Annotated in this window: 19 protein-coding genes and 1 tRNA gene; 11 read left to right on the top strand and 9 right to left on the bottom strand. The window is 71.5% G+C overall.

All coding sequences use genetic code 11. From position 1 onward, the window contains the following. Positions 1 to 1,154: 1,154 nt before the first annotated feature. Together ACMXN5_RS17875 and ACMXN5_RS17870 are read right to left on the bottom strand one after the other, a co-directional pair. Positions 1,155 to 1,439, bottom strand: coding sequence for a hypothetical protein (locus ACMXN5_RS17875; protein WP_395796879.1), 285 nt, complete (start codon positions 1,437 to 1,439; stop codon positions 1,155 to 1,157). A gap of 48 nt (positions 1,440 to 1,487) precedes the next feature. After that, positions 1,488 to 2,042 (bottom strand): MarR family winged helix-turn-helix transcriptional regulator, encoded by a 555-nt coding sequence (locus ACMXN5_RS17870; RefSeq protein WP_078976038.1) that lies wholly within the window; start codon positions 2,040 to 2,042, stop codon positions 1,488 to 1,490. Positions 2,043 to 2,473: 431 nt separating this feature from the next. Here ACMXN5_RS17870 and ACMXN5_RS17865 point away from each other — a divergent pair, with 431 nt between their 5' ends. Beyond that, positions 2,474 to 3,742 carry an MFS transporter gene (locus ACMXN5_RS17865; RefSeq protein WP_439676106.1) on the top strand — a complete coding sequence of 423 codons (1,269 nt, stop codon included), beginning with the start codon at positions 2,474 to 2,476 and terminating at the stop codon, positions 3,740 to 3,742. Here the strand turns inward: ACMXN5_RS17865 and ACMXN5_RS17860 are convergent. The 3 genes from ACMXN5_RS17860 to ACMXN5_RS17850 form a co-directional block, all read right to left on the bottom strand. After that, on the bottom strand, positions 3,702 to 4,184 hold the full coding sequence (locus ACMXN5_RS17860) for a hypothetical protein (RefSeq protein ID WP_439676105.1): 483 nt from the start codon (positions 4,182 to 4,184) through the stop codon (positions 3,702 to 3,704). The genes ACMXN5_RS17865 and ACMXN5_RS17860 overlap by 41 nt on opposite strands. After that, the gene (locus ACMXN5_RS17855) at positions 4,181 to 4,750 is read right to left on the bottom strand and encodes a hypothetical protein (protein ID WP_439676104.1); all 570 of its coding nucleotides are present in this window, start codon (positions 4,748 to 4,750) and stop codon (positions 4,181 to 4,183) included. Before ACMXN5_RS17855 ends, ACMXN5_RS17860 begins: the two co-directional genes overlap by 4 nt. Before the next feature lie 70 nt (positions 4,751 to 4,820). Further along, positions 4,821 to 5,159 carry an ATP-binding protein gene (locus ACMXN5_RS17850; RefSeq protein ID WP_439676103.1) on the bottom strand — a complete coding sequence of 113 codons (339 nt, stop codon included), beginning with the start codon at positions 5,157 to 5,159 and terminating at the stop codon, positions 4,821 to 4,823. 261 nt (positions 5,160 to 5,420) lie between these two features. On the opposite strand from ACMXN5_RS17850, the gene ACMXN5_RS17845 reads away from it, so the two are divergent. Both ACMXN5_RS17845 and ACMXN5_RS17840 read left to right on the top strand, forming a co-directional pair. After that, complete coding sequence (locus ACMXN5_RS17845) at positions 5,421 to 6,266, top strand: DUF5753 domain-containing protein (protein ID WP_439676102.1); 846 nt, start codon at positions 5,421 to 5,423, stop codon at positions 6,264 to 6,266. Next, positions 6,266 to 6,490 (top strand): DUF397 domain-containing protein, encoded by a 225-nt coding sequence (locus tag ACMXN5_RS17840; RefSeq protein WP_439676101.1) that lies wholly within the window; start codon positions 6,266 to 6,268, stop codon positions 6,488 to 6,490. The genes ACMXN5_RS17845 and ACMXN5_RS17840 overlap by 1 nt, the downstream gene beginning before the upstream one ends. Positions 6,491 to 6,512: 22 nt before the next feature. On the opposite strand, the gene cutA is transcribed toward ACMXN5_RS17840, so the two are convergent. Beyond that, positions 6,513 to 7,016 (bottom strand): divalent-cation tolerance protein CutA, encoded by a 504-nt coding sequence (cutA, locus tag ACMXN5_RS17835; protein WP_439676100.1) that lies wholly within the window; start codon positions 7,014 to 7,016, stop codon positions 6,513 to 6,515. Positions 7,017 to 7,096: 80 nt separating this feature from the next. Here cutA and ACMXN5_RS17830 point away from each other — a divergent pair, with 80 nt between their 5' ends. The 3 genes from ACMXN5_RS17830 to ACMXN5_RS17820 all read left to right on the top strand — a co-directional run bounded on the left by ACMXN5_RS17830 (position 7,097) and on the right by ACMXN5_RS17820 (position 10,318). After that, a complete protein-coding gene (locus tag ACMXN5_RS17830; RefSeq protein ID WP_439676099.1) occupies positions 7,097 to 8,242 on the top strand; it encodes an acyl-CoA dehydrogenase family protein in 1,146 nt (381 codons plus the stop codon). Between the two features lie 64 nt (positions 8,243 to 8,306). Further along, positions 8,307 to 9,347, top strand: coding sequence for a phosphotransferase family protein (locus ACMXN5_RS17825; RefSeq protein ID WP_439676098.1), 1,041 nt, complete (start codon positions 8,307 to 8,309; stop codon positions 9,345 to 9,347). A gap of 518 nt (positions 9,348 to 9,865) precedes the next feature. After that, a complete protein-coding gene (locus tag ACMXN5_RS17820) occupies positions 9,866 to 10,318 on the top strand; it encodes a universal stress protein (protein WP_439676097.1) in 453 nt (150 codons plus the stop codon). A 72-nt stretch (positions 10,319 to 10,390) separates the two neighbouring features. On the opposite strand, the gene ACMXN5_RS17815 is transcribed toward ACMXN5_RS17820, so the two are convergent. Further along, a complete protein-coding gene (locus ACMXN5_RS17815) occupies positions 10,391 to 11,134 on the bottom strand; it encodes a TetR/AcrR family transcriptional regulator (RefSeq protein WP_235618601.1) in 744 nt (247 codons plus the stop codon). Between the two features lie 219 nt (positions 11,135 to 11,353). Here ACMXN5_RS17815 and ACMXN5_RS17810 point away from each other — a divergent pair, with 219 nt between their 5' ends. Together ACMXN5_RS17810 and ACMXN5_RS17805 are read left to right on the top strand one after the other, a co-directional pair. Beyond that, positions 11,354 to 12,685, top strand: a complete 1,332-nt coding sequence (locus tag ACMXN5_RS17810; RefSeq protein WP_380008648.1) for an NAD(P)/FAD-dependent oxidoreductase — start codon at positions 11,354 to 11,356, stop codon at positions 12,683 to 12,685. 223 nt (positions 12,686 to 12,908) lie between these two features. Further along, complete coding sequence (locus ACMXN5_RS17805) at positions 12,909 to 14,525, top strand: SpoIIE family protein phosphatase (RefSeq protein WP_439676096.1); 1,617 nt, start codon at positions 12,909 to 12,911, stop codon at positions 14,523 to 14,525. Between the two features lie 462 nt (positions 14,526 to 14,987). On the opposite strand, the gene ACMXN5_RS17800 is transcribed toward ACMXN5_RS17805, so the two are convergent. Then, complete coding sequence (locus ACMXN5_RS17800) at positions 14,988 to 16,919, bottom strand: asparagine synthase-related protein (RefSeq protein ID WP_439676095.1); 1,932 nt, start codon at positions 16,917 to 16,919, stop codon at positions 14,988 to 14,990. 626 nt (positions 16,920 to 17,545) lie between these two features. Here ACMXN5_RS17800 and ACMXN5_RS17795 point away from each other — a divergent pair. Then, complete coding sequence (locus tag ACMXN5_RS17795; protein ID WP_439678031.1) at positions 17,546 to 18,892, top strand: MFS transporter; 1,347 nt, start codon at positions 17,546 to 17,548, stop codon at positions 18,890 to 18,892. A 72-nt stretch (positions 18,893 to 18,964) separates the two neighbouring features. On the opposite strand, the gene ACMXN5_RS17790 is transcribed toward ACMXN5_RS17795, so the two are convergent. Next, positions 18,965 to 19,038, bottom strand: a tRNA-Met gene (locus tag ACMXN5_RS17790). 258 nt (positions 19,039 to 19,296) lie between these two features. Between ACMXN5_RS17790 and ACMXN5_RS17785 the strand changes: the two genes are divergently transcribed. Continuing rightward, entirely contained in the window at positions 19,297 to 20,691 is a 1,395-nt protein-coding gene (locus ACMXN5_RS17785; RefSeq protein WP_439676094.1) for a cytochrome P450, read from the top strand. 86 nt (positions 20,692 to 20,777) lie between these two features. Continuing rightward, positions 20,778 to 21,995: an L-2-hydroxyglutarate oxidase gene (gene lhgO / locus ACMXN5_RS17780; RefSeq protein ID WP_395796856.1), complete on the top strand. Its 1,218-nt coding sequence runs from the start codon at positions 20,778 to 20,780 to the stop codon at positions 21,993 to 21,995. Positions 21,996 to 22,019 lie beyond the last annotated feature (24 nt).

Here is a 22,019-nt window from a genome sequence, read left to right as displayed (position 1 = left end):
GGCCTCAAGCGCCGGCCGGGCTGGGATGGGGTTCCTCCGCGTTTCGTCGTGCCCGGCCGATCTCGCTTACACCGGCTGGGCTTGGCGCCGTCCGCGTTCTGGCCTGTGCCTGGCCGTGAGCGTCCGCCGGGCTGGAGATGGTGCCGTTCGTGATTCGGGTCCTGCTCAGCCCGGCCGCCCTTGAGACCACCCCACGGAAGCAAGGACGCACCCACGCCGGACGCGGAAGCACCCCATCCCAACCGGCGCTTGAGGCCAACCGACACGCGCAAAGACGGGCACACGCCGAAACCGTGAACGGGACCTACCCCCTCAGCCCGGCCGGCGCTTGAGGCCACCCCACGGGAGCAAGAACGGGCGCACGTCGAAACGTGAACGAGGCCCAACCCTTCAGCCCGGCCGGCGCTTGAGGCCAGCCGGCGGGGGCGAGTTCGGGCGCACGCCGAAACGCAGACGGGACCCACCCTCCAGCCCGGCCGGCGCTTGAGGCCAGCCGGCGGGGGCGAGTTCGGGCGCACGCCGAAACGCAGACGGGACCCACCCTCCAGCCCGGCCGGCGCTTGAGGCCAGCCGGCGGGGGCGAGTTCGGGCGCACGCCGAAACGCAGACGGGACCCACCCTCCAGCCCGGCCGGCGCTTGAGGCCAGCCGGCGGGGGCGAGTTCGGGCGCACGCCGAAACGCAGACGGGACCCACCCCCCAGCCCGGCCGGCGTTTGAGGCCAACCGGCGGGGGCGCGGCCACGGGCCCGGCGTAGACCCCTCAGGGCCATGCGGCCACGAGCATCTCAGTCCGTCCATGTTATGCATTCCTCGCACCGATACGCCCGTGGGCCGGACTTGTATTCGACCTTGTCCGACCTCCGGTAGTACTTGCAGGCGCGGTTCTTGCAGACCACCGGATGCCCGTCGACCGCGTCCAAGGGCAACGGCGCCGTGTCGTATGTACATGGCGTCGGGGGCAACTTCTTGTAGTAACCCCCCGTCGCCGGCAGCGCCGTCGGGTCGAACGGGGCGTACGCGGCCCCGTCGGACACACCCTCGGATACGGCCATCCACACGCCTCCCGTAACTCCCGCGCCTCAACGTGTCCTGGGGACGCTAGCCGAGAAACCGCCCCGGTACGGGGGCTTCGGGAGGGTTCACCCCGAAGGGTTCACGCCCGCTCGGGCCGGATCCAGTCCAACAGCCGCGCCGCGTGCGCCCGCACCGGACACGGCGAGGGCACCCCGCACACACAGGTCCCCTCCCCCGTGGGCCGATGCCGCCCCAGAGTCCGGGCAACCACCAGCCGGTAGTCCAGCAGCGCGTCCTCCGCCGACCGCCCGCCACGAGGCCGAGGCGCGCGCAACACCCGCGGCGCCGGTCGCGGCAGCCCCGCCGGCAGCGGGCGGTCCAGCCGCTCGATGTCCGTACGCTGCCTCGGAATACGCACTCGCATCTGCCCAGGTCCTCTTCTCGTCCGCCGGCCCGCCGCAGCCGAACCGCATCACTCCGTGTCGAGCCGCCCACCGGCGTCCGGCTGGGATTCCTCGACCCGCGCCAGCATCCCGCGCAACCCCGCGGCCAGCGCGTGCCGCTCGGCCGGACCCAGGTCCTGGAGCAGACCCGCCTCGAAGACCGCGGCCTCGCGCACCACCCGCAGCCACACGTCGCGCCCCGTACCGGTCAGCTCGACGATCACCCGCACCCGGTTCTGCTCGTCGCGGGTCCGGGTGACCAACTCCTCGGCGACCATCCGGTCCAGCCGGTGGGTCATCGCCGCGGGGGTCAGCCCGAGCCGGCGGGCCAGGTCGCCGGGGCTGAGCCGGTAGGGCCGGCCGACCAGGACCAGGGCCTTGAGCACCTCCCACTCGGCGTTGGTGATGCCGAGGGCGGTGAGCTGGCGACCGTAGGCCACGCTCATCCGGCGGTTGAGTTTGGACAGTGCCGCCACGATCGTCTCGACCTGTGGATCCACCTCGGGGAATTCGCGCTGGAAGACGGCGAGGTATTCCTCGATGTCGCCTTCGTCCGGCGTTGCCTGCTCGGCCCCCTCTGTCATGCGGGGAAGTATCCCATCTCCGCACCCCCGGTCCGTCGCGCGCGGACCCGGTCGGCGGTAGGCGCTCGGGTCCGCGCGGTCGGCGATCGGCGGAGGTTGCCGGCGTCGGGCAGTCCCCGGTAATGCATTGGACGCGAACGCTATAGATCCGTATAGTTTAGCTCTGAAGTCTTCAGGCTTGAGGACTCGGACCATCGGATCAGGCACGGCGGCACCGCCGGCGCGGGCCCGGGACACCCCCGGCTGCCCCCGGCGCACCCGCCTCGACGCGGACCAGGCGATCCCCCTCGCCGGACACGGGCATGCCCCCGTGCCGGCACGGGCCGGATCGGTTGCCCCGTCACGCCCCCGTACCGCCGAGGCCCGCCTGCGGGCCGATCCCCGCGGGCCGGAACGGCCGGGCCGCGCGACCGACAGTCGGGAGGTGTGTGGTGGCAACCCGGGGCGCTCTGCGTCGAATCCAGCTCGGTAACGCGCTCAGCGCGTTCGGCAGCGGCTTCACGGTGCCGTTCCTGTTCGTATACGTGACGCGGGTGCGAGACCTGTCCGCCGGTCAGGCCGGACTGATGTTCAGCGTGCTCGCCGTCGCCGCGCTGTGCGTGCTCCCGATGGTCGGTCCGGCGATCGACCGGCGCGGCCCGCGTCCGGTGCTCGCGGTCGGCGCGACGGTCGCCGCGCTCGGCTCGCTCACCCTGGGCCTGGCGCGCACGGACGTGTTCGTCATGCTCGGCGCCGCGCTGCTCGGTGCGGGCATCGCCGCGATCCAGCCCGCCCTGGCCACGATGATCGTGCGGCTGACGACGGCGCCGACCCGTGCTCGGGCGTTCGCGCTGCAGTTCACCTTCAACAACCTGGGCCTGGGCATCGGCGGGCTGATCGGCGGCCTGATCGTCGACGAGTCGCGGCCCGCCAGCTTCACCCTGCTGTTCGCCATCGAGACCGCGATGTTCCTGGTCCTGGGCGCGGTGTGCGGCACGGTCCGGCTGCCCGCGGTACCGGCGATGCCGGCCGGCACCACGCCGGGCGCGGGCTTTCGGCATCTGCTGCGCAACCGGGCGATGGTTCGGCTGTGCGTGGTGAGCGCGGTCATCTTCTTCACCTGCTACGGCCAGTTCGAGTCGGGCCTGACCGCCTTCGCGACCGAGGTCAGCCGGATCTCGCCGCGCATGCTGGGCGTGGCGCTCGCGGCCAACACCGCGGTGATCGTGCTCGGCCAGCTGACCGTACTGCGCATCACCCAGCGCCGCCGCCGCAGCACGGTGATCGCGGCGACGGGCCTGGTCTGGCTGCTCGCCTGGATCGTGACGGCGGTGTCGGGCCTGGTACACGACAACTCGGTCGCCGCCGCGAGCACGATCGTGCTCACCTTCGCCCTGCTGGGTGTGGGCGAGTCGCTGCTGGCCCCGACGCTCGGCCCGATGGTCGCCGACCTGGCCCCGGCGCACCTGCTCGGTCAGTACAACGCGGCCCAGTCGCTGGTGAAGCAGCTGGCCATGGCGGCGGGCCCGGCCTTCGCGGGCGTGATGGTCGGCGCGGGCCTGTACGCCCCGTACCTGGGCGTGTTGATGGCCTGCTCGATCCTGATCACGGTCCTGGCGCTGCGCATGCGCCACAGCCTCAACCCCACCCAGAACGGCACGGTGGTTGCGGAGTCGACGATCACCCGTCAGCCGGCCACCCCGCAGGCCCTGACGGCGTAGCCGGGCCCGCCGCGCTCCCGTCCCCCGTCCCGGGATCGGGATCGCGGCGGCCCTCGCTCCGCCGGCGTCGGTGCGGCGCGTGGACGGGTCGTCCGGTCCATCCGACGGGGCCGACGTGCGCGGCCTCGTCGGCCCGGTCGCCTGTCGGGGCGAGCCGTGTCCGGGGGCCGTTCGGCGTGAGGTGGTCCTCGCGTCGCAGGATCATCCGTACGTAGCCGGCGGAGAACCCGACGGTGCGGGCGATGGCGTCGACGGGTACGCCGTCGCGGTGAGCGCAGGCGACCGCGACGCGGATCGCGGCGCCGGCGGCTCGGCAGTGGCTGCGGTACGCGCGCTGCTCGTGGTGCGACGTGGTCCGGGGATCCGGGTGCCGGCCCTCGAGCCGGCCGCGCTCGGCGGCGGCTGCGGCAAGCCGCGCGAGGGCGACGCCGGGGCGGTTCACCGAGTCCTGTCCGGCGCGTGGACGTGGCGGGCGACGACGCGGTCGGCGATCGCCGCGCGGATGCCCTCGGCGGACAACCATCGGTCGAGGCGGTCGTGCAAGTCGGCGACCTGGTCGATGGTGAGTCCGGTGACGGGCATCGGGTCGAGGCACAACCGCGGTTCGGGCGTGGTGGTGGTCGGGATCAGGTCCGGTCTGTGCCGCTTGATGTCGTCGAGGAGGACCTGGCGATGGTGCTCCTGGAGGTGGACCACCGCACGCGGTTCGGGCCGCTCCCCGTCGATGGATTCGACGAACACCCGCAACCGCAGCCCAATTCCGTCCCGGATCAGCCGGGCCCGACCGGCTCCCCGATCCTGCGGACGCGGCGGTCGCAACAAGGTCTCGGCGAAGCCCGCCACATCCGCGTCGGTCAGATGAAACGCGACCCGCTGGAGCGCTTCGGGAGCGGTGAAGCACGACGACGCGATGGAAAGCCGCCACGGCCGGGGATGATCGGTGGGATTCAGGTGAATGGTCCGCGCGGGCATGGACACGACCCGCCCACCCGCCTCGAACTCGATCATGCGCGCTCCAATGGGTATGTGGACGTGGACGGTTGGCAAGGGGCGGGTCCGAAACCGCCCGAGTGGCGCGTCACCTGGGCATCGCGAATCCGGCCACGAATGCCTGGTAGCCACCGCGCCGACGTTCGCACCGGAACGTGGTCGTCAGCGCGCGCGTGATCAGCAGGCCCCGCCCGGACTCGGCGTCGGGATCCTCGACGGACGGCGGCAACTCCACCGGAGCCTGCCGGGCGAACACGGTCACCCAGAACACGCCGTCGGCGACGTGCGTGGATACCACGACCGGACTCGTCGGATTCCCGTGCACGAACGCGTTGGTGGCCAACTCGCCGACCACCTCGGCAACATCATCGGCATCGACGCCGGCGATCCGGGCCCTGACGGCGGCGTGTTCGCGGGCGGTCCGCACGGGCCGAGGGCCCCGCAACCGCAGGACGGAAGGAACTTCGCAAGCGTTGGCAGCAGGCACGACTGTCCCCTGACTCTGCGGGGTGCGGGCTGACGATCCTGTGCGCCGTCCGTGAGTCTGCGACCTCATCGGGTGACTGATTCGATGAAACACAAGCGAAATCGCATATGCAAGTAGCTTTGCCAAAGATCCTCCCGACGAGTGCGAGACGGCCCACCGGAGTGATCGATTGGTGCAGACTGACCCGCAGAAAGGAGGCCCATGGCGTCCCACACGCGAAAGCGCATCCGCCTCGGCCGCAGGCTGCGGGAGTTGCGCGAGGCGCGCGGCATCACACTCGCGACCGCAGGCGCGGCCATCCAAGGCGACGGCCCGAAGGTGAGTCGTCAGGAGCACGCGAAGGCATACGTCAGCCCGCACGACCTGGCGACGTACTTCCAGCTCTACGAGGTCCCGCCTGAAGCACAACCGGAGCTGCTGGACCTACTCGTGCAAAAGCGCATCCGCCACTGGTGGCAGGAGTTCGCCAACGACGTCAACGCGAACCTGGCCGAGGTGATCGCTCTTGAGGACGACGCCGAAGAGGAGTGGGAGTACCACCCGAACCTGATCCCGGGACTTCTCCAGACCAAGAATTATGCGAACGCGATCATCGCGACCGGCTTCAACGCCTATGGCGTCGATCAGGTGGAAGCGTTGGTCACCGTCCGGGAAATGCGACAGCGCCTCCTCCGCGACGAAGAGCCACTGACGTACCACGCGATCACCACCGAGGCTGCCTTGCACTTCGACATCGGCGGGCCAAGCGTCATGCGGGAACAGATGCATCACCTGATCGCGGAAATGGCTCTACCGAACGTCACGTTCCAGATCTGCCCGTTCTCGGCCGGACGGATGGCGATCCAGGCAGCAGGATTCACCATCCTGAAGTTCGAGGACACCGACGATCCCGACGCTGCTTGGATGGAGGGCGTCGGCGGTATGATTTCACTTGACTCGAAACGCGAACTCCGCTTGTGCAACAGGCTGTTCAGCGAGATCGCAGCAGCGGCGTTGACGCCGGACGAGACCGCCGCGCTACTACGGGAACGAGCAAAGAGTCTGTGATGGACAAGAACGAGCTATACGAAGCCGACTTGGCGGATGCCGTCTGGATCAAGGCAAGCGCTTCCGACCAGAACGGCACCTGCGTCGAACTCGCGGACATGGCCGGAGGGGTCGCGATGCGCGACTCCAAGAACCCGGATCTCCCCGCACTGCGCTACACGCGCGACGAGCTCGCGGCCTTCATTGCCGGCGCCAAGGCCGGGGAGTTCGATCACCTGATCTGAGAGCCGCGCGCTCGCGTCTCGGTCACCCGACGAATCCAGTGGGTGATCGAGACACCGAAGACGCATCACTCGGCCGGTCCGCTCGGTTCCGCGCGGAACTTCGGGATCTCGGGCGGGGTTTGGTTTCGTCGGTCAGCCATGCCGGATACGCCGCCGATCCGGCGGTGATGGGCAGCTGAATGACCTCGGGCGTGTCGTACGTGTGCGCGCCCAGGATGTAGTCCCGGATGTCCTCGAAGCGGTCGGCCGGCGCCTTGAACCACACTTGATATTCGGGGTCGTCCTGCACCCGCCCGTCCCACCTGTAGACGCTGCGGATCGGCCCGACGATCTGCGCGCAAGCCGCCACCCGCGCCTTCACGCCGCCACGTGCGAGCGCTTCCGCCGCCCCGCGACCTGTCCGGGGACCGGGTGGCGAGGGCCGACGCCGTACGCCCGTGACGGTGGGATTTGGCTGTTCCCGAGACAGCTCCCTCGGAGCCGAAGGACCCGAAGGGTTGATCACCCTCGTGTGCGCGCCTAGCATGCGTGCACGTGGAACCTACCGACCGGTAGGAATGTTCGAACCGGCGTGGTCCGTCCTGGGACCGCAGGGGGAGTGGACACATGAGGGACCGGCACCTCGAACCCGAGCACATCGCCTTTCGGGAGAGCGTTCGGGAGTTTTTTCAGCGCGAAGTCGTGCCCTTCCACGATCAGTGGGAGAAGGACGGGATCGTCGATCGCTCGCTCTGGCTGAAGGCCGGCAAGCAGGGGCTGCTCGGGATCGATGTGGACGAGCGCTTCGGCGGCGGCGGGGTGGCCGATTTCCGCTATCTGGCCATCGCGTCCGAGGAACTGATCCGGGTGGGCGCCTCGGGGGTGGGCTTCGGGCTGCACAACGAGGTGGTCGCGCCGTACCTGAACGACCTCGCCACCGACGAGCAGAAGCAGCGCTGGCTCCCGGGCTTTTGCTCGGGCGAGATCATCACCGCGATCGCGATGACCGAACCCGGCGCGGGCAGCGACCTCCAGGGGGTGCGCACCACGGCACGGCGGGACGGTGACCACTACGTCCTCAACGGCGCCAAGACCTTCATCACCAACGGGATCAACGCCGACCTGGTGATCGTGGTCGCCAAGACCGACCCCGCGGCCAAGGGCAGCAAGGGGATCAGTCTGATCGTGGTCGAGCGGGGCATGCCCGGCTTCGAGCGCGGGCGCAACCTGGAGAAGATCGGGATGAAGGCGCAGGACACCGCCGAGTTGTTCTTCTCCGACGTCCGGGTCCCGGTGGCCAACCTCCTCGGCGAGGAGAACCGCGGCTTCTACCACCTGATGCACAACCTGCCCCAGGAGCGGTTGGGCATCGCGTGCACGGCGGTGGCGGGCGCCGAAAGGGTGTTCGCGCACACCCTCGAATACGTCAAGTCCCGTACCGCGTTCGGCCGTTCGATCGGCTCGTTCCAGAACACGCGGTTCGAACTCGCCGAGATGGACACGGAGTTGGATATCGCCCGGACCTATCTCGACGACTGCATCATGAAGCACATCGCCGGCGAACTGGACGCCGTGGCGGCCTCGAAGGCCAAGTGGTGGACCACCGCGCTGCAGAGCCGGGTGGTCGACCGCTGCCTCCAACTGCACGGCGGCTACGGCTACATGCTCGAATACCCGGTCGCCAAGGCGTTCGTCGACACCCGCGTGCAGTCGATCTACGGCGGGACCAACGAGATCATGAAGGAGATCATCGGTCGTTCCCTCGGCATCTGACGCACCGCGGCCCGCCGGCCGCACCACCTTGACCCCGAGCAGCACCGAAGCGGAGAGTCCCACCATGCCGCAGAGTTCCCCGTCCGAGGCGCTGCGCCCCGAGGCGATCACGACCTGGCTCGCGGAGCGTACGGCCGTGCGGCCGCCGCTCGGCTTCGAGTTGGTGCTGGGCGGGCGGTCGAACCTGACCTACGTGGTCGCCGACGCCGACGCGCGGCGGTGGGTGTTGCGGCGGCCACCGCTCGGGCATGTGCTGGCAACCGCGCACGACATGGGCCGCGAGTACCGGATCCTGGCCGCGCTCGGGGCGGGGCGCACCGATGTGCCGGTGCCGCCGGTGCTCGGGTACTGCGCGGATGACGCGGTCAACGGCGCGCCGTTCTTCGTGATGGACTTCGTCGACGGGCACGTGATCCGCAGCGCCGAGGACGCGAACCGGCTGCTCACCCCGCAGGCCCGCAGGCGGGCGGGGGAACAACTGGCGGACGTGCTGGCCGCGATCCACGCGGTGGACGTGGACGCGGTGGGCCTGAGCGAACTCGGGCGCCGCGAGGACTACATCGGCCGCCAACTGCGGCGCTGGCAGCGCCAGTGGGAGGCCACCCGGGTGCCGGGGATGGACACCATCGACGAGGTGCACCGGGCCCTCGCGGCGTCCGTACCGGAGCAGCAGGGCGCGACGATCGTGCACGGCGACTTCCGGCTGGACAACGTGATTCTGGGCCCCGACGGCACCGTGCGCGCGGTCCTGGACTGGGAGTTGTGCACGCTCGGCGACCCGCTCGCCGACGTCGGCACCACGCTCATGTACTGGGTCGAGGCGGGCGAGGACGGCACGCTGCTGCCGGCGGACGGCACCGCGAGCGAGGGGTTCGTCGACCGGGCCGCGTTCGCCGCGCGCTATGCGGCGGCCACCGGTCGGGACCTGAGCCACATCCGCTGGTACCAGGCGTTCGCGTGCTGGCGGCTGGCCTGCATCCTCGCCGGCGTGCTCGACCGCTACACGGCCGGCGCGATGGGCGACCAGGACACATCCGGCCGCTTCACCCCCGACGGCCTGCGGGCTCTCGCGGAGCGGGCAAAGGAGATTCTGGCCACCGCCTGACCCGCCGGGCACCGGGCCCCCGAGCCTGCTGGATACCGGGCACCGGGCGCCCGAGCCTGCCGGCGTCGTCGTTGCCTGGTACCCGAGTTGATCGGCCCCGGCCACCCGAGCCCCGCTCCCGACGAAGCGCGCTCGAACCGCTGACGCCCGAGCCTGCTGCCAGCGCCCGCACCACCCAACACCCGAACCGCTCGATGCCCGAGCCTGCCGATGCAAGGCCACCCGCGCCAGCGCCGAAACGACGCACGCCCGAGCCGACCGGCACCGTGCCCACCCGCGCCCGCGCCGGTCCGCCCCCGCGCCGAAACGACGCACGCCCGAGCCTGCCCGTGCCATGGCCGGCCGGCGTCCGGACCGGCCCGGGCCCTGCCCACCGCTCGCGCCGCGTCGACGTGCGTGTGTGTCCGCCCGGCGCACGCACCCCGCCGTCCGGGTGGCATTCCGGTGTGGAAGTGAGCGCGCGACGTCCCGGTGGTATTGGGCCCTCCACATCCGGTTCCGGTGGACGAGGAGGGCCCATGACCGACGCTGAGCCGAAGGGCGTCGTGGTCGGCGTGGACGGATCGGAACCGTCCCGGCGGGCGCTGGACTGGGCGATGACCGAGGCCGAACTGCGCGAACTGCCGCTCTACGTGGTGACCGCGCAGCCCGCGACGCCCGGCTACGTGGTGATGGCGCCCGGCCCGCACTACCAGGAGGACCTGGAACGGGCGCTCACCGAACTGCGGATCCGGACCGAGGCCACGGTGAGCGAGGTGAACGGCGAGCGCGAACACACGTTTCGCGGCCGCACGGTGATCCAGGTCCACGCGGGTACGGCGACCGAGGTATTGCTCGGCATGTCCGAACGCCACGAACTGGTCGTGGTGGGCTCACGCGGCTCCGGCGGATTCGCCCGCCTGCTGCTCGGTTCGGTCAGCACGGCGGTGGTACACCATGCCGCGTGCCCGGTCCTCGTGGTGCGCGGCTGAGGCTCTGTACGGTCGGTGGTGGCGGCGGCGGTGTGCGGTGGCGGCGGCGCCGAGTGACGGTCCGACCCCGCCTCAACTCAGGAACAACGTGTCCAACTCGTCCTGCGTGAACGGTTTTCCGGGCAGCGGCGAGGAATGCCCCGCGTGCAGCCCGTCGAGCAGGATCTCCAGATAACGACCGGCGATGGTCAACCGTTGTGGATGCGGCAGCCCCGACGGAGGCAGCAGACACGACATCATCAGCGAGATGTCGGCGTCGGACACATCGGCCCGGAGCAGGCCGCCGGCCTTGGCCCGGTCGACCAACATGCCCACCGCGTCGTTGAGTTCGGCGCGGGAAGTGCTCATTTCCTCGGTGACCGGGACCCGCCCGCTGAGCGCGGGGAACAATCGGCCGGCACCAGAGCCGACCGCGCGACGTAAGTAGCGGGCCAGGGCGGACCACGCGTCGGGTTCCTCGTCCAGCGCGTTCACCGCCTCGGCCGTCAGCCGGTTGGTCTCGGCGATCATGATCCGCTGGACCAGTGCCTCCTTGCCGGTGAAGCGGCGGTAGATGGTGCCCACCCCCACGCCGGCGCGGCGGGCTATCTCCTCCATCGGAGCGTCGTAGCCCAACTCGCCGAACACCTCACGGGCGGCGCGCAGCACCTGCTCCAGATTGCGCCGGGCGTCGGTGCGCAGCTGTGGTGACGGCTCGGCCGGCCTGCTGCGCTGCGGCTTGCGTGCCGATGGAATCGTCGTTGTGTGCCGACCTCCGATGCCGTCGGCTCCGGTGTCCTGCATCTTGGTGGTCCGCGTGCGCGAAGCGCCGCTCATAGCGTCTCCCCCGGAAGGCAAGTGTGTCGATTCCCCCACCAGACCCCGCTTTGCCCAGGGCGTCGAGACTACCCGAACCGACCCCGGCCCAGAAGCGGAATCCGACAGCACGGTTGTGAAGATATCGCTGAACGCTGACGTCTCGTCACCACCAGTACGGACGGTGGAAACCCGTCGAACACCTGGATGCGTCCCCCGGAAAGGGGCAGAGTGGGACGCATGACGACCTCGACTCGGCCCGAGCGCATCCTGATCGTCGGCGGCGGCTATGTCGGCCTGTACACCGCTCTGCGCCTGCAACGAAAACTCAAAACGGGAGAGGCGACGGTAACCGTCGTCGAACCGCAGTCCTACATGACCTACCAGCCCTTCCTCCCGGAGGCCGCGGCCGGCGCCATCTCGCCGCGACACGTGGTCGTCCCCCTCCGGTCGGTGCTGCCCAAGTGCCGGATCGTCACCGGGACCGTCGAGCACGTCGACCACGCGAACAAGACCGCGACCGTCGAACTGCTCGGCGGGGAGACCTACGCCGAGCCCTACGACCTGCTCGTGGTCGCGCCCGGCTCGGTGGCGCGCACGCTGCCCATCCCCGGTCTGGCCGAGTGGGGCATCGGCTTCAAGACCGTGGAGGAGGCCATCGCGCTGCGCAACCACGTGCTGGAGCAGTTGGACACCGCCTCCTCGACCCGCGACCCGTCGATCCGCGACCACGCGCTGACCTTCGTCTTCGTCGGCGGCGGCTACGCGGGCGTCGAGGCGCTGGCGGAGTTGGAGGACATGGCGCGCTACGCCTGCCGCTACTACCACAACATCACCCCCGCCGACATGCGCTGGATCCTGGTCGAGGCATCTCCCCGGATCCTGCCGGAAGTCGGCGAGGACATGGGCCGGTACACGGTTGCCGAATTGCGCCGACGCGGCATCGACGTACGCCTGAACACCCGCCTGGAGTCGGCGGTGAACAGGCACGTGGTGCTCTCCGACGGCACCGAACTCGACGCGAGCACGCTGGTGTGGACCGCGGGCGTCAAGCCCAGCCCGATGTTGCTCTCCACCGATCTGCCGCTGGACGACAAGGGCCGGCTCCGGGCCCGGGCGACGCTGGAGGTGGACGGTGTACCGGGGGTGTGGACCGCGGGCGACTGCGCGGCGGTGCCCGACCTGACCAAGCCGGGCGAGGAGTTCACCGGACCCAGTGCGCAGCACGCGGTGCGCCAGGCGCGGGTGTTGGCCGACAACATCGTGGCCAGGCTGCGCCGCCAACCGCAGCGGCAGTATCGGCACAAGTACGCCGGCTCGGTCGCGTCCCTCGGGCTGCACAAGGGTGTCGCGCAGGTCTACGGGATCAAGACCAAGGGCCTGCCGGCCTGGTTCATGCACCGCACCTACCACCTCAGCCGGGTGCCCACGGTGAACCGCAAGATGCGCATCATGGCGGAATGGACACTGTCCCTGATGTTCCGGCGCGAGATCGTCTCGCTGGGGTCGATCGAGCACCCGCGCGCCGAATTCGAGTACGCCACCCGAGGCGACCGCAGGCGCACCGGGTAGGCACGTGCGACCGCGCGGCTCGTAGGCTGCCGTGTTGTCCGAGGGTTGAGTGTGTCGCGACCGGGTCCCGTACATTGCCACAGCGCACCGCTGCGGTACCCCGAACGGGGGCCCGGTCACGGGACGTGATTCCCTCACGGCCGACTTTCGCCCACACTGGGGATGTCACCTGCGGTATATCTCCATGCGCTTTGCGTGAACGAACTCTCCAGGAAGCGAGCGGTTGAACATCACTCGGTGGGGCGCCCGGCTGGCCGGTGACCGGCGGCGCTCGGTGCCGGCGGCACGCAGCCAGGAATCGAACGACACCTTCCCGCTGCGCGACGTGCTGGCCCACGCGCCCGCGCTGATCGCGGTCACCCGGGGGGCGAACCACGAGCTGTGTTACGTCAACGACGCCTACCGGGCGGTCTTCGGCGCGCGCAGGTCGGGGGTGCCGGCGCGGGACGCGCTGCCCGAACTCGCCGAGCACGGGCTGCTGACCCTGATGGACCAGGTCTATCGGACCGGGCGCGGGCGTACGGTGCGGGCGCGACGGGTGGATCACCGCGGCGAGACGTATCCGGGTATGCCGGAGAGCGAGCGCAGGCACGGCTACTACACGTTCGTCTGCACGCCGGTGCGCCCCGAGGCGGCCGGGCGGGGCGGGGATACGCGCGGTGTGCTGGTGTTCGCGGTCGACGTCACCGACCAGGTCCAGGCCACCGACCGGTTGCGGGAGAGCGAGCGGCGACACCGGCAGGCCGCGGTCACCCTGCAGCGGAGCCTGCTGCCGCAGCGGTTGGAGAACCCCGACGACCTGATCGTGGCCGCGAAGTACCTGCCCGGCGGCACGGACGCGGCGGTGGGCGGCGACTGGTACGACGTGATCACCCTGGGTGCGGGGCGTACCGCGCTGGTGATCGGCGACGTGATGGGTCGCGGGGTGCGGGCGGCGGCGGTGATGGGCCAACTGCGCACGGCGGTGCGGGCGTACGCGCGTCTGGATCTGCCGCCGCACGAGATCCTGCAGTTGCTGGACGAGACCGCGATGGAGATCGACGCCACCCAGATCGCCACCTGCGCCTATGCGGTCTACGACCCGGGCGAGGGCGTGCTGACCTACTCCACGGCGGGCCATCTGCCGCCGCTGGTGCGCGACGGTGACGACGTGATCCACAAGCTGGACGACGCCAACGGGCCGCCGCTGGGCACCGGGGCGAGTTGGCCGCACACCTCGGGACGGATCACCCTGGATCCGGGCTCGACGGTGGTGCTGTACACCGACGGCCTGGTCGAGCGTCGGGGCGAGGACTTGGACGAGGGCATCGACACGCTCGGCGCCGCGCTGCTGTCCTCGGTGGGCGAGCCGGAGGCGGTGCGCGATCATCTGATCGCGCACATGCAGTTGCCCGAGGAGCACGACGACGACATGGCCATGCTGGTGCTGCAGCTGCCGCGGCGGGAGGGGGCGCAGGCGCGGTTGTTCCGGACCGCGTCGCTCGATCTGCTCGGGGGCAGTGAGGTGGCCGCGCGGGGGCGGGCGTTCACGTCCGGGGTGCTGGCGAGTTGGCAGGTGGGCGAGGAGCTGCGCGAGCTGGGGGTGCTGGCGGTGAGCGAGTTCGTGGCGAACGCGCTCACACATGGCGCGGCCCCGATGCGGTTGCGCCTTCGGCGCACGGATCGGCGGTTGATCGTCGAGGTGTCCGACGCGGACGACCACGTGCCGCGGCGGCGGCGGGCGGCGGCCGATGACGAGAGCGGGCGGGGCGTGGCGATTGTGGCGACGATCGCGAAGTCGTGGGGGAGTCGGTTGACGGACGAGGGCAAGACGGTCTGGTGCGAGTTCCCGTTGGGTTGACCGGGGTTTTGGCCTCAAGCGCCGGCCGGGCTGCTTCGCCTCAAACGCCGGCGAGGCTGCTTGGCCTCAAGCGCCGGCCGGGCTGTTTCGCCTCAAACGCCGGCGAGGCTGATTTGTGCTCGCCTGGCGACGCGGTTGGGGCGCCTCGCGCTGTCGGTGGGTTCGGGCGGACTCCGGTGACGGCCGGCCTGAGGCGCCTCCTGTGCTGGGCGGGCTGCCTGGTGGCTGGGACGGAGCCGGACTGCGCTCCGCCACCCTGGTCCCGACAGCCCGGCCGGCGTTTGAGGCCAGGCAGCCTCGCCGGCGTTTGAGGCGAAACAGCCCGGCCGGCGCTTGAGGCCAAAGAGCCTCGCCGGCGTTTGAGGCGAAACAGCCCGGCCGGCGCTTGAGGCCAAAGAGCCTCGCCGGCGTTTGAGGCGGAACAGCCCGGCCGGCGCTTGAGGCCGGCCGGGCCCGATGGCGTCACGCCACTGCGGCGGCGATTCGGATGCCTGGGGCGGAACTGGGCGTGGCGTCCCACCGCATTACTCGGCCCTCCCAGACGCCGCGTAGCCACAACTCGGCCGAGACGATGTCGGCTAGTGGGCCCAGGGGTAGGTCGGGGCGTACGGCCTGGTCGCCCTTGGCCAGGCTGGGGCCGCCGATGGCCAGGTCGAGGGCGTTTCGGACTTCGACCGGGTTCAGTACGCCCAGTTCGCCGAGCAGTGGGTCGGCGAACAGATCCCGTAGCGTGCGTGCGTTGATGCGCAGTCCGCGTCGTTCGGCCTCGGTGTAGTCCGCGCGGTGCACGGTGCCGAGCGCGTGCGGGGGGATCAGCCCATGTACGGCCGCGGTGAGCAGTGCCCTGGGGCCGTCGTCCCGATCCCGCGCCCAGGCCGGCAGCGCGAGTCCGGCGCGCACCACGGCGGTGTCCAGGTACGGCGCCTGGACCCGCACCCCGACCCGCTCGGCGAGTTGCTGGTAGGCCCGTTGCCGTTCGGCCGCCCGGCGGACCGCGACCCATGCGGCGCGGTCCCCCGGACGGCCATGGACAGCCGGATCCGCGGCGACTACGGATCCGGCCGAGACCACCGACTCGCCCGCGAGCCGACGCAGCGATACGGCGAGGCGGTGGCGCATCTCCGGCGTCGTCCAGACCGCCGTGGGGGCCGCGGTGCACCACGCGATGGCGGCGGCCGGCCCCGTGTCCACCCGACCCGAGCCCGCGAACACCTCGGCGAGCCGGTCGAGTGCCTGGGGGAAGGTGGTGCGGGCGACCCGACTCGCGGTACTCGCCAACTCGAAGCCGCTCATCCCCAGGTTGCGCCCCCAGGTGCGGGCGTGCCGGGCGGTGGTGACGCGGCGGCGGTCCATCGCGAGGTCGGCCAGGTAGGCGAGCGGGGTGCCCAGTACGGCGTCGCCGCCGTACCCGGTGATGTGCATGTCGATGCCGGCGTCGCGAACGGCCTCCAGGGTGCGGCCGGTTCGGGCCATCCCGATCAGCGAGAAGCCGGGCTCGTCGGGCATCACCGTGCCGTCGAGCACGTCGGCGAGTCCGGTGTAGGGCAGGTGGTCCACCCCGCCCGGGATCACCAGGTGGCGCAACCGCGCCGAGCGGGCCACGATGTCGGCCGCCGAGGCCGGGTCGCCGGGGGCGCACGGCTCGGCCCAGGTGACCGCGACCAGGTCGCGCGCGGTGCCCTTGGTGAGCGAGCGCGCGCCGAGCAGCGCGAGCACCGCGGAGTCGCGCCCGCCGGACAGATCGGCGCCCGGCCGCTCGGATTTGGCCACGCGCCGACCCACCGCGTCGGTGAGCGCGCGCCCGAGCGCGTCGGCCGCGCCGGGGAAGTCCAGGGGAGAGCGGTGTTGTTCGTAGAGCCGCACCCGGGGCACGCCGTGGGTGAGTTCGAGCGCATGGCCTGGTTCCAGCCGGCTCACGCCGGTGAACATCGAGCGCCCTGCGACCAGTTCGGGCACATCGGGGCAGGCGAGGCGGGCCGCGAACGCCTCGGTGTCCAGGCCCGCCCGGGTCAGGTCGGCGAGCGGGAGCGCGTGCGAGGCGTAGACCACGCCGTCGCCCGGGTCGGCGTGGAACACCTGGCGGACACCGGCGAGATCGCCCAGCACCACGGTACGCCGACCGGCGCGCAGCACCACGTGGTAGCTGCCCGCCCAGCCGGTCAGGTGCCGCAGCGCCCCACCGCGGGCCACCGCGAGGCCGACCTCGAGTTCGGCGTCGGTGGCGCCGCAGACGCCGAGCACGGCCATCTGCCACCTGCCCCGACTGACCACCCGTACCTCGTCGGCGGGCCAATTGCCCACCAGCCACAGCGGATCGGAGCCATCCCACAGCGTCCTGGCCCCGGTCGGCCGGGCCACGCCCGGGCTCTCGGACGTCCCTGCGAACCAGCGCATCTCGACCCCCTTCGGGTAAACGGCACCGCGCAAACCCACCATGGATGCCGGCCGTACAGGTTCCGACGGTTCCATGGAACCAAGGTTAGGCAAGCCTGAGTAGAGCGCATTCGACGGCGCACGGGGACACGCACCCGGCGCATGGTTCCTTTTGACCGTGCCTGCGTACTGACGTGTCGTCAAGTACGGTCTGTCAATGATTGACTCCCCGGCTTGGTGATTGCTTGGCCGAGGGTTGCCCCGCGGGCGGCCCGGAGGGCCGGGTCGGGGGCAACACCTCGGACGACTCCCCGGATTGGCGAATATCTCCCTTACCGAGGGTGGCCGGTCCGGTTACGCTGAGGCGGACGGAGGGTTGCCTTTGGGGGCAAACTATGCGCGGCAGTCCCAAGCAGGATCAGTCGGGGCGTTCGGGCTCCGGCCTCGAGGACCGGGAGGTCCCGGATCCGGGGGTGGTAGGCGGAGGCGTCGGGGCCGGGGCCGACGACTCCTTCGGCGATTCCCCGGCGGGCGCCGGCGTGAGACCCCTCCTCGATTCCCCGGCGTCGCGACCCGCGACCTCCGATCCCGTCGACACCCGTCCCCGGGTCTCGCGCGAACGCGGGCCCAACGGCCGACTCGGCGACCTGCTCGGCGTCGCCGGGGTCAGCAACGCCGGACTCGCCCGCCGGGTCAACGACCTGGGCGCCCGGCGCGGCCTGTCCCTCCGCTACGACAAGACCTCCGTGGCCCGCTGGGTCGGCAAGGGCATGACTCCGCAGGGCCCGGTGCCGCACCTGATCGCGGCCGTGCTCGCGGAGCGGCTCGGCCGCCCGGTGCCGCTGGAGGAGATCGGCCTCGACGACAGTCGGCCGGTGGATCCCGATCTCGGCCTGGCCTTCCCACGCGATGTCGGGGAGGCAGTTCGCACCGCCACCGACCTGTGGAGGCACGACCACGTGAATCGACGCGAGTTGCTGGCCGGGACGTTCGCCGTCACCGCCTACGGCACCCCCATGGCCCGGTGGTTGATCACCCCGGCCGACGCCCGCGCCGAGCATCGCGGAGGCGGCCCGCACGTCGGACACAGCGACGTGACCAAGCTGCGCGAGGCGGCCGAGGAGGCCCGCCGCTGGGACAGCAAGTACGGGGGCGGCGACTGGCGGGCGTCGATGGTGCCGGAGTGCCTGCGCTGCGACGCCACGCCGCTGCTGCGCGGGAGCTACCACGACGACGTGGGCCGTCGGCTGTTCGGCGCGACGGCCGAACTGTCCCGGCTGGCGGGGTGGATGGCGTTCGACACCGGGCAGCACGAGGTGGCGCAGCGCTACTACATCCAGGCGCTGCGGCTGGCCCGGGCGGCGGCCGACGTGCCGCTGGGCGGGTACGTACTGGCCTCGATGAGCCTGCAGGCCACGTATCGCGGCAACCCCGACATCGCGGTCGACCTGGCCCAGGCCGCCATCGAGCGCAACAAAGGCATCGCGACCTCGCGGGTGACCGGTTTCCTGCACCTGGTCGAGGCCCGCGCGCACGCTCGCGGGGGCGACGCGGCCGGGTGCGGGCGGGCGCTGAACGCGGCCGAGGCGCACCTGGAGCGGGCCCGCTCCGGCGACGACGACCCGGAGTGGATCGACTTCTTCACCTGGGACCGGCTGTGCGCCGACGGCGCCGAGTGTTACCGCGACCTCGGCGTGCCCGAGCGCACCCGGCACTTCACCGTGCAGGCGCTGGCCGGGCTGCGCGGCGAGGCGTACCAGCGCTCGCACGGGTTGCGGCTCGCGGTGGGCGCCCAGGCCGAGTTGCGCGCGGGCGAGGTCGAGGCGGCGTGCGCGGCGGGCCGGCAGGCGCTGGAGATCGCCGACCGCGTGCACTCGTCCCGCAACGCGGCCTACCTCAACAACCTGCTGGTCGGCCTCAAGCCCTACGCCGACGTCCGAGCGGTCAAGGACTTCACCGACCGCGCGCGCTTGGTCGCCGGCATCACCGCCTGACCCGACGGTGGTGGATCCGTTCCCAAAAAACGCCGCAGGCCCGACATTTTCATGTCGGGCCTGCGATCCAAGTAGCGGGGACAGGATTTGAACCTGCGACCTCTGGGTTATGAGCCCAGCGAGCTACCGAGCTGCTCCACCCCGCGTCGGTGAACCCAACTGTACGCCATCGCGGACGCGCCCGTGACCAATATCCGCGACGCCCGGCCCGGCCGGCCGCGCACGGCCGCCCTCGAGCACCGACTCCCTTGCGGGAAAAGGCCGTTCCCGCCCGATTCGACCCGGTGGCAATCGGCGACGGGCACGATATGGTTCCGGGCCGTAGAAGGCGGGTCGCCTACCGGGGGCGGGCCGATGTGCGCCGGCGACAGCCGCGGCAGCGGCGGAGCGGGGTGTGTCCCGAGATGACCGAGAGATCCGGTTGCCCGTACGTGGCCCTGTCCGGCCCACGCTTCGAGACCGACCCGGCCGGGCTGTACCGCGAGTTGCGCGAACAACACGGCGCGGTGGCACCGGTCGTGCTGGAGGGCGGCGTGCGGGCGTGGCTGGTCCTGGGCTACGCCGAGGCGCTGGCCGTGCTGCGCGACCCGGAGCTGTTCTCGCACGACTCGCGGTTGTGGCGCGACCGGATCAAGGGCCTGGTCCCGGCCGACTGGCCGCTCGCGTCGATGGTCGAGTATCGCCCGTCGATCCTGTGCACCGACGGGGCCGAGCACCGCCGGCACAGCACGGCCGTCGCGCACAGCCTCGGCCGCATCGACCGGCGGGCCTTTCGCGGCGAGATCGAGCACATGGCCGACTCGCTGATCGACACGTTCGTCGCCCGGGGCGAGGCCGATCTGCTCACGGAGTACGCGCAGCGGTTGCCGCTGCTGGCGATGGGCCGGTTGATCGGCCTGTCCGCCCTGGAGGGACCGCACCTGGTCCGGGTGATCAACGGACTCTTCGACGGCGGCCCGGACGCACCCGAACATCAGCGGGTCCTGCTGCGCATGCTGACCGACCTCGTCGAGGCCAGGCGCGTCACGCCGGGCGCGGACATCGCGTCCTGGCTGATCGAGCACCCCTCCGGGCTGACCGACGCCGAGGTGATCGAGGACCTGCTCGTGATCACCCCGACCGAGCCCACCGTCAACTGGATCGGCAACGCGCTGCGCATCCTGCTCACCGACCACACGCTGCACGCGTCCCTCACCGGTGGCCGGCGAACCACCGACGAGGCGCTCGACGAGGTGTTGTGGCTGGACCCGCCGATGCAGAACGTGGCGGGCCGCTGGGCCACCGAGGACACCCTGCTCGGCCGCACCGCGATCCGCGCCGGCGACTTCCTGGTCCTGGGCCTGGCGGGCGCCAACGCCGATCCCGCCGTGCGTCCGCCCGGCACCGAGCTGACCGGCAACCGGGCGCACCTGGCCTGGGGCGGCGGCCCGCACACGTGCCCGTTCCAGGGGCCCGCGCGGCTGATCGCGCAGACCGCGGTGGACACCCTCCTGGACCGGCTGCCCGACATCCGCTTGGCCGTCCCGCCGCGCAAGCTGACCTGGCAGGCATCCCCGTGGATCCGCGGCCTGACCGAGCTGCCGGTCGTCTTCACCCCGGATCAGCCCGTACACGGCGGCACCCCCTGGCCGGAGCCGGCCGCCGCCACGCCACCCACGCTCGACCCGCCGCCCCCGGCCCCCGCCGAGCCGGCCCCCGAGTCCGCACCCGAGCCCGGCCCGGCCGCAGACCCGCCCCCGACCGCCCCGACCACCTCCACCGCGTGGTGGAGCCCGTCCCGCTGGCTCCGCAACCGCTGACCCCACCCCGCGCCCACCCCCGAGTCCCCACATCCGCCCCGCCGCCGGCCGGCGACCGTCTAGGGTCGAAGGCCGGAGGTGTGCTGATGACGTTGACCTATGACGTGGTGGTGATCGGCGGCGGCATCGTCGGGCTCGCCACCGCCTACGCGCTCACCGAACAGGACCCGGGGCGCACCGTCGCGGTCGTCGAGAAGGAGACCTCGTGGGCGGCCCACCAGACGGGCCGCAACTCGGGCGTGATCCACTCCGGCCTGTACTACCGCCCCGGCAGCCTCAAGGCCCGCTTCGCCGTCGAGGGCGCCCGGCGGATGGTCGACTTCTGCATCCGGCACAGCATCGCGCACGACGTCCCGGGCAAGCTCGTGGTCGCCACGAGCGTGCATGAACTCCCGCGCCTGCGCACCCTGTTCGAGCGCGGCCTGGCAAACGGCGTACCGGTCGCCGAGCTGACCACCGAGCAGGTCCGCGAACACGAACCGCACGTGTTGTCCGTCGGCGGGCTGCACGTGGCCTCCACCGGCATCGTCGACTACTTCGACGTGTGCCGAACCCTGGTCCGCCTGCTGCACGAACGCGGCGTCTCGCTGCGCACCGGCGCGGAGGTGGTCGACCTCGCCGTACACGCCGACGAGGTGGTCGTGCAGACCCGCCTCGGCGAGCTGCGCGGCCGGGTCCTGGTCAACTGCGCGGGGCTGTACAGCGACCGGATCGCCGCCCTCGCCGGCGACCCGCCGCCGGTCCGGATCGTGCCCTTCCGCGGCGAATACCACGAACTGGTGCCCTCCCGGCGCGGCCTGGTGCGCGGCCTGGTCTATCCCGTGCCCGATCCCGCCTTCCCGTTCCTGGGCGTACACCTGACCCGGGGCATCCACGGCGACGTGCACGTCGGGCCGAACGCGGTCCTGGCACTGCGCCGCGAGGGCTACTCGTGGGCCCGGATCGCGCCGGGCGAGCTGGCCGCGACGCTCGCCTACCCGGGCATGTGGCACATCGCCCGCCGGCACTGGCGCTACGGCGCGGGCGAGTTGCTGCGCTCGGTGGCCAAGCCGGCGATGGTGCGCGAGGTACAGCGGCTGCTGCCCGAGGTGACCTCGGCCGACCTGGTCCGGGCGCCCGCCGGGGTGCGCGCCCAGGCGGTGCGGCCCGACGGCGAGCTGGTCGACGACTTCCTCATCACCGGCGGCCGGCGCACGGTCCACGTGTTGAACGCGCCCTCCCCGGCGGCCACCGCCTCGTTGCCGATCGGCGACGAGATCGCGAAGCGTGTCGCGGAACGGCTGGGCGAACTCGCCAAACCGTAGTCGCCCGTGGATCATGGTCGCCGG

The sequence above is a fragment of the Embleya australiensis genome (assembly GCF_051903075.1).
In the GTDB taxonomy this organism is placed as follows: Bacteria; Actinomycetota; Actinomycetes; order Streptomycetales; family Streptomycetaceae; genus Embleya.
Note: the sequence above shows the minus strand (reverse complement) of the source record. Positions and strands in the feature narration are given on the sequence as shown.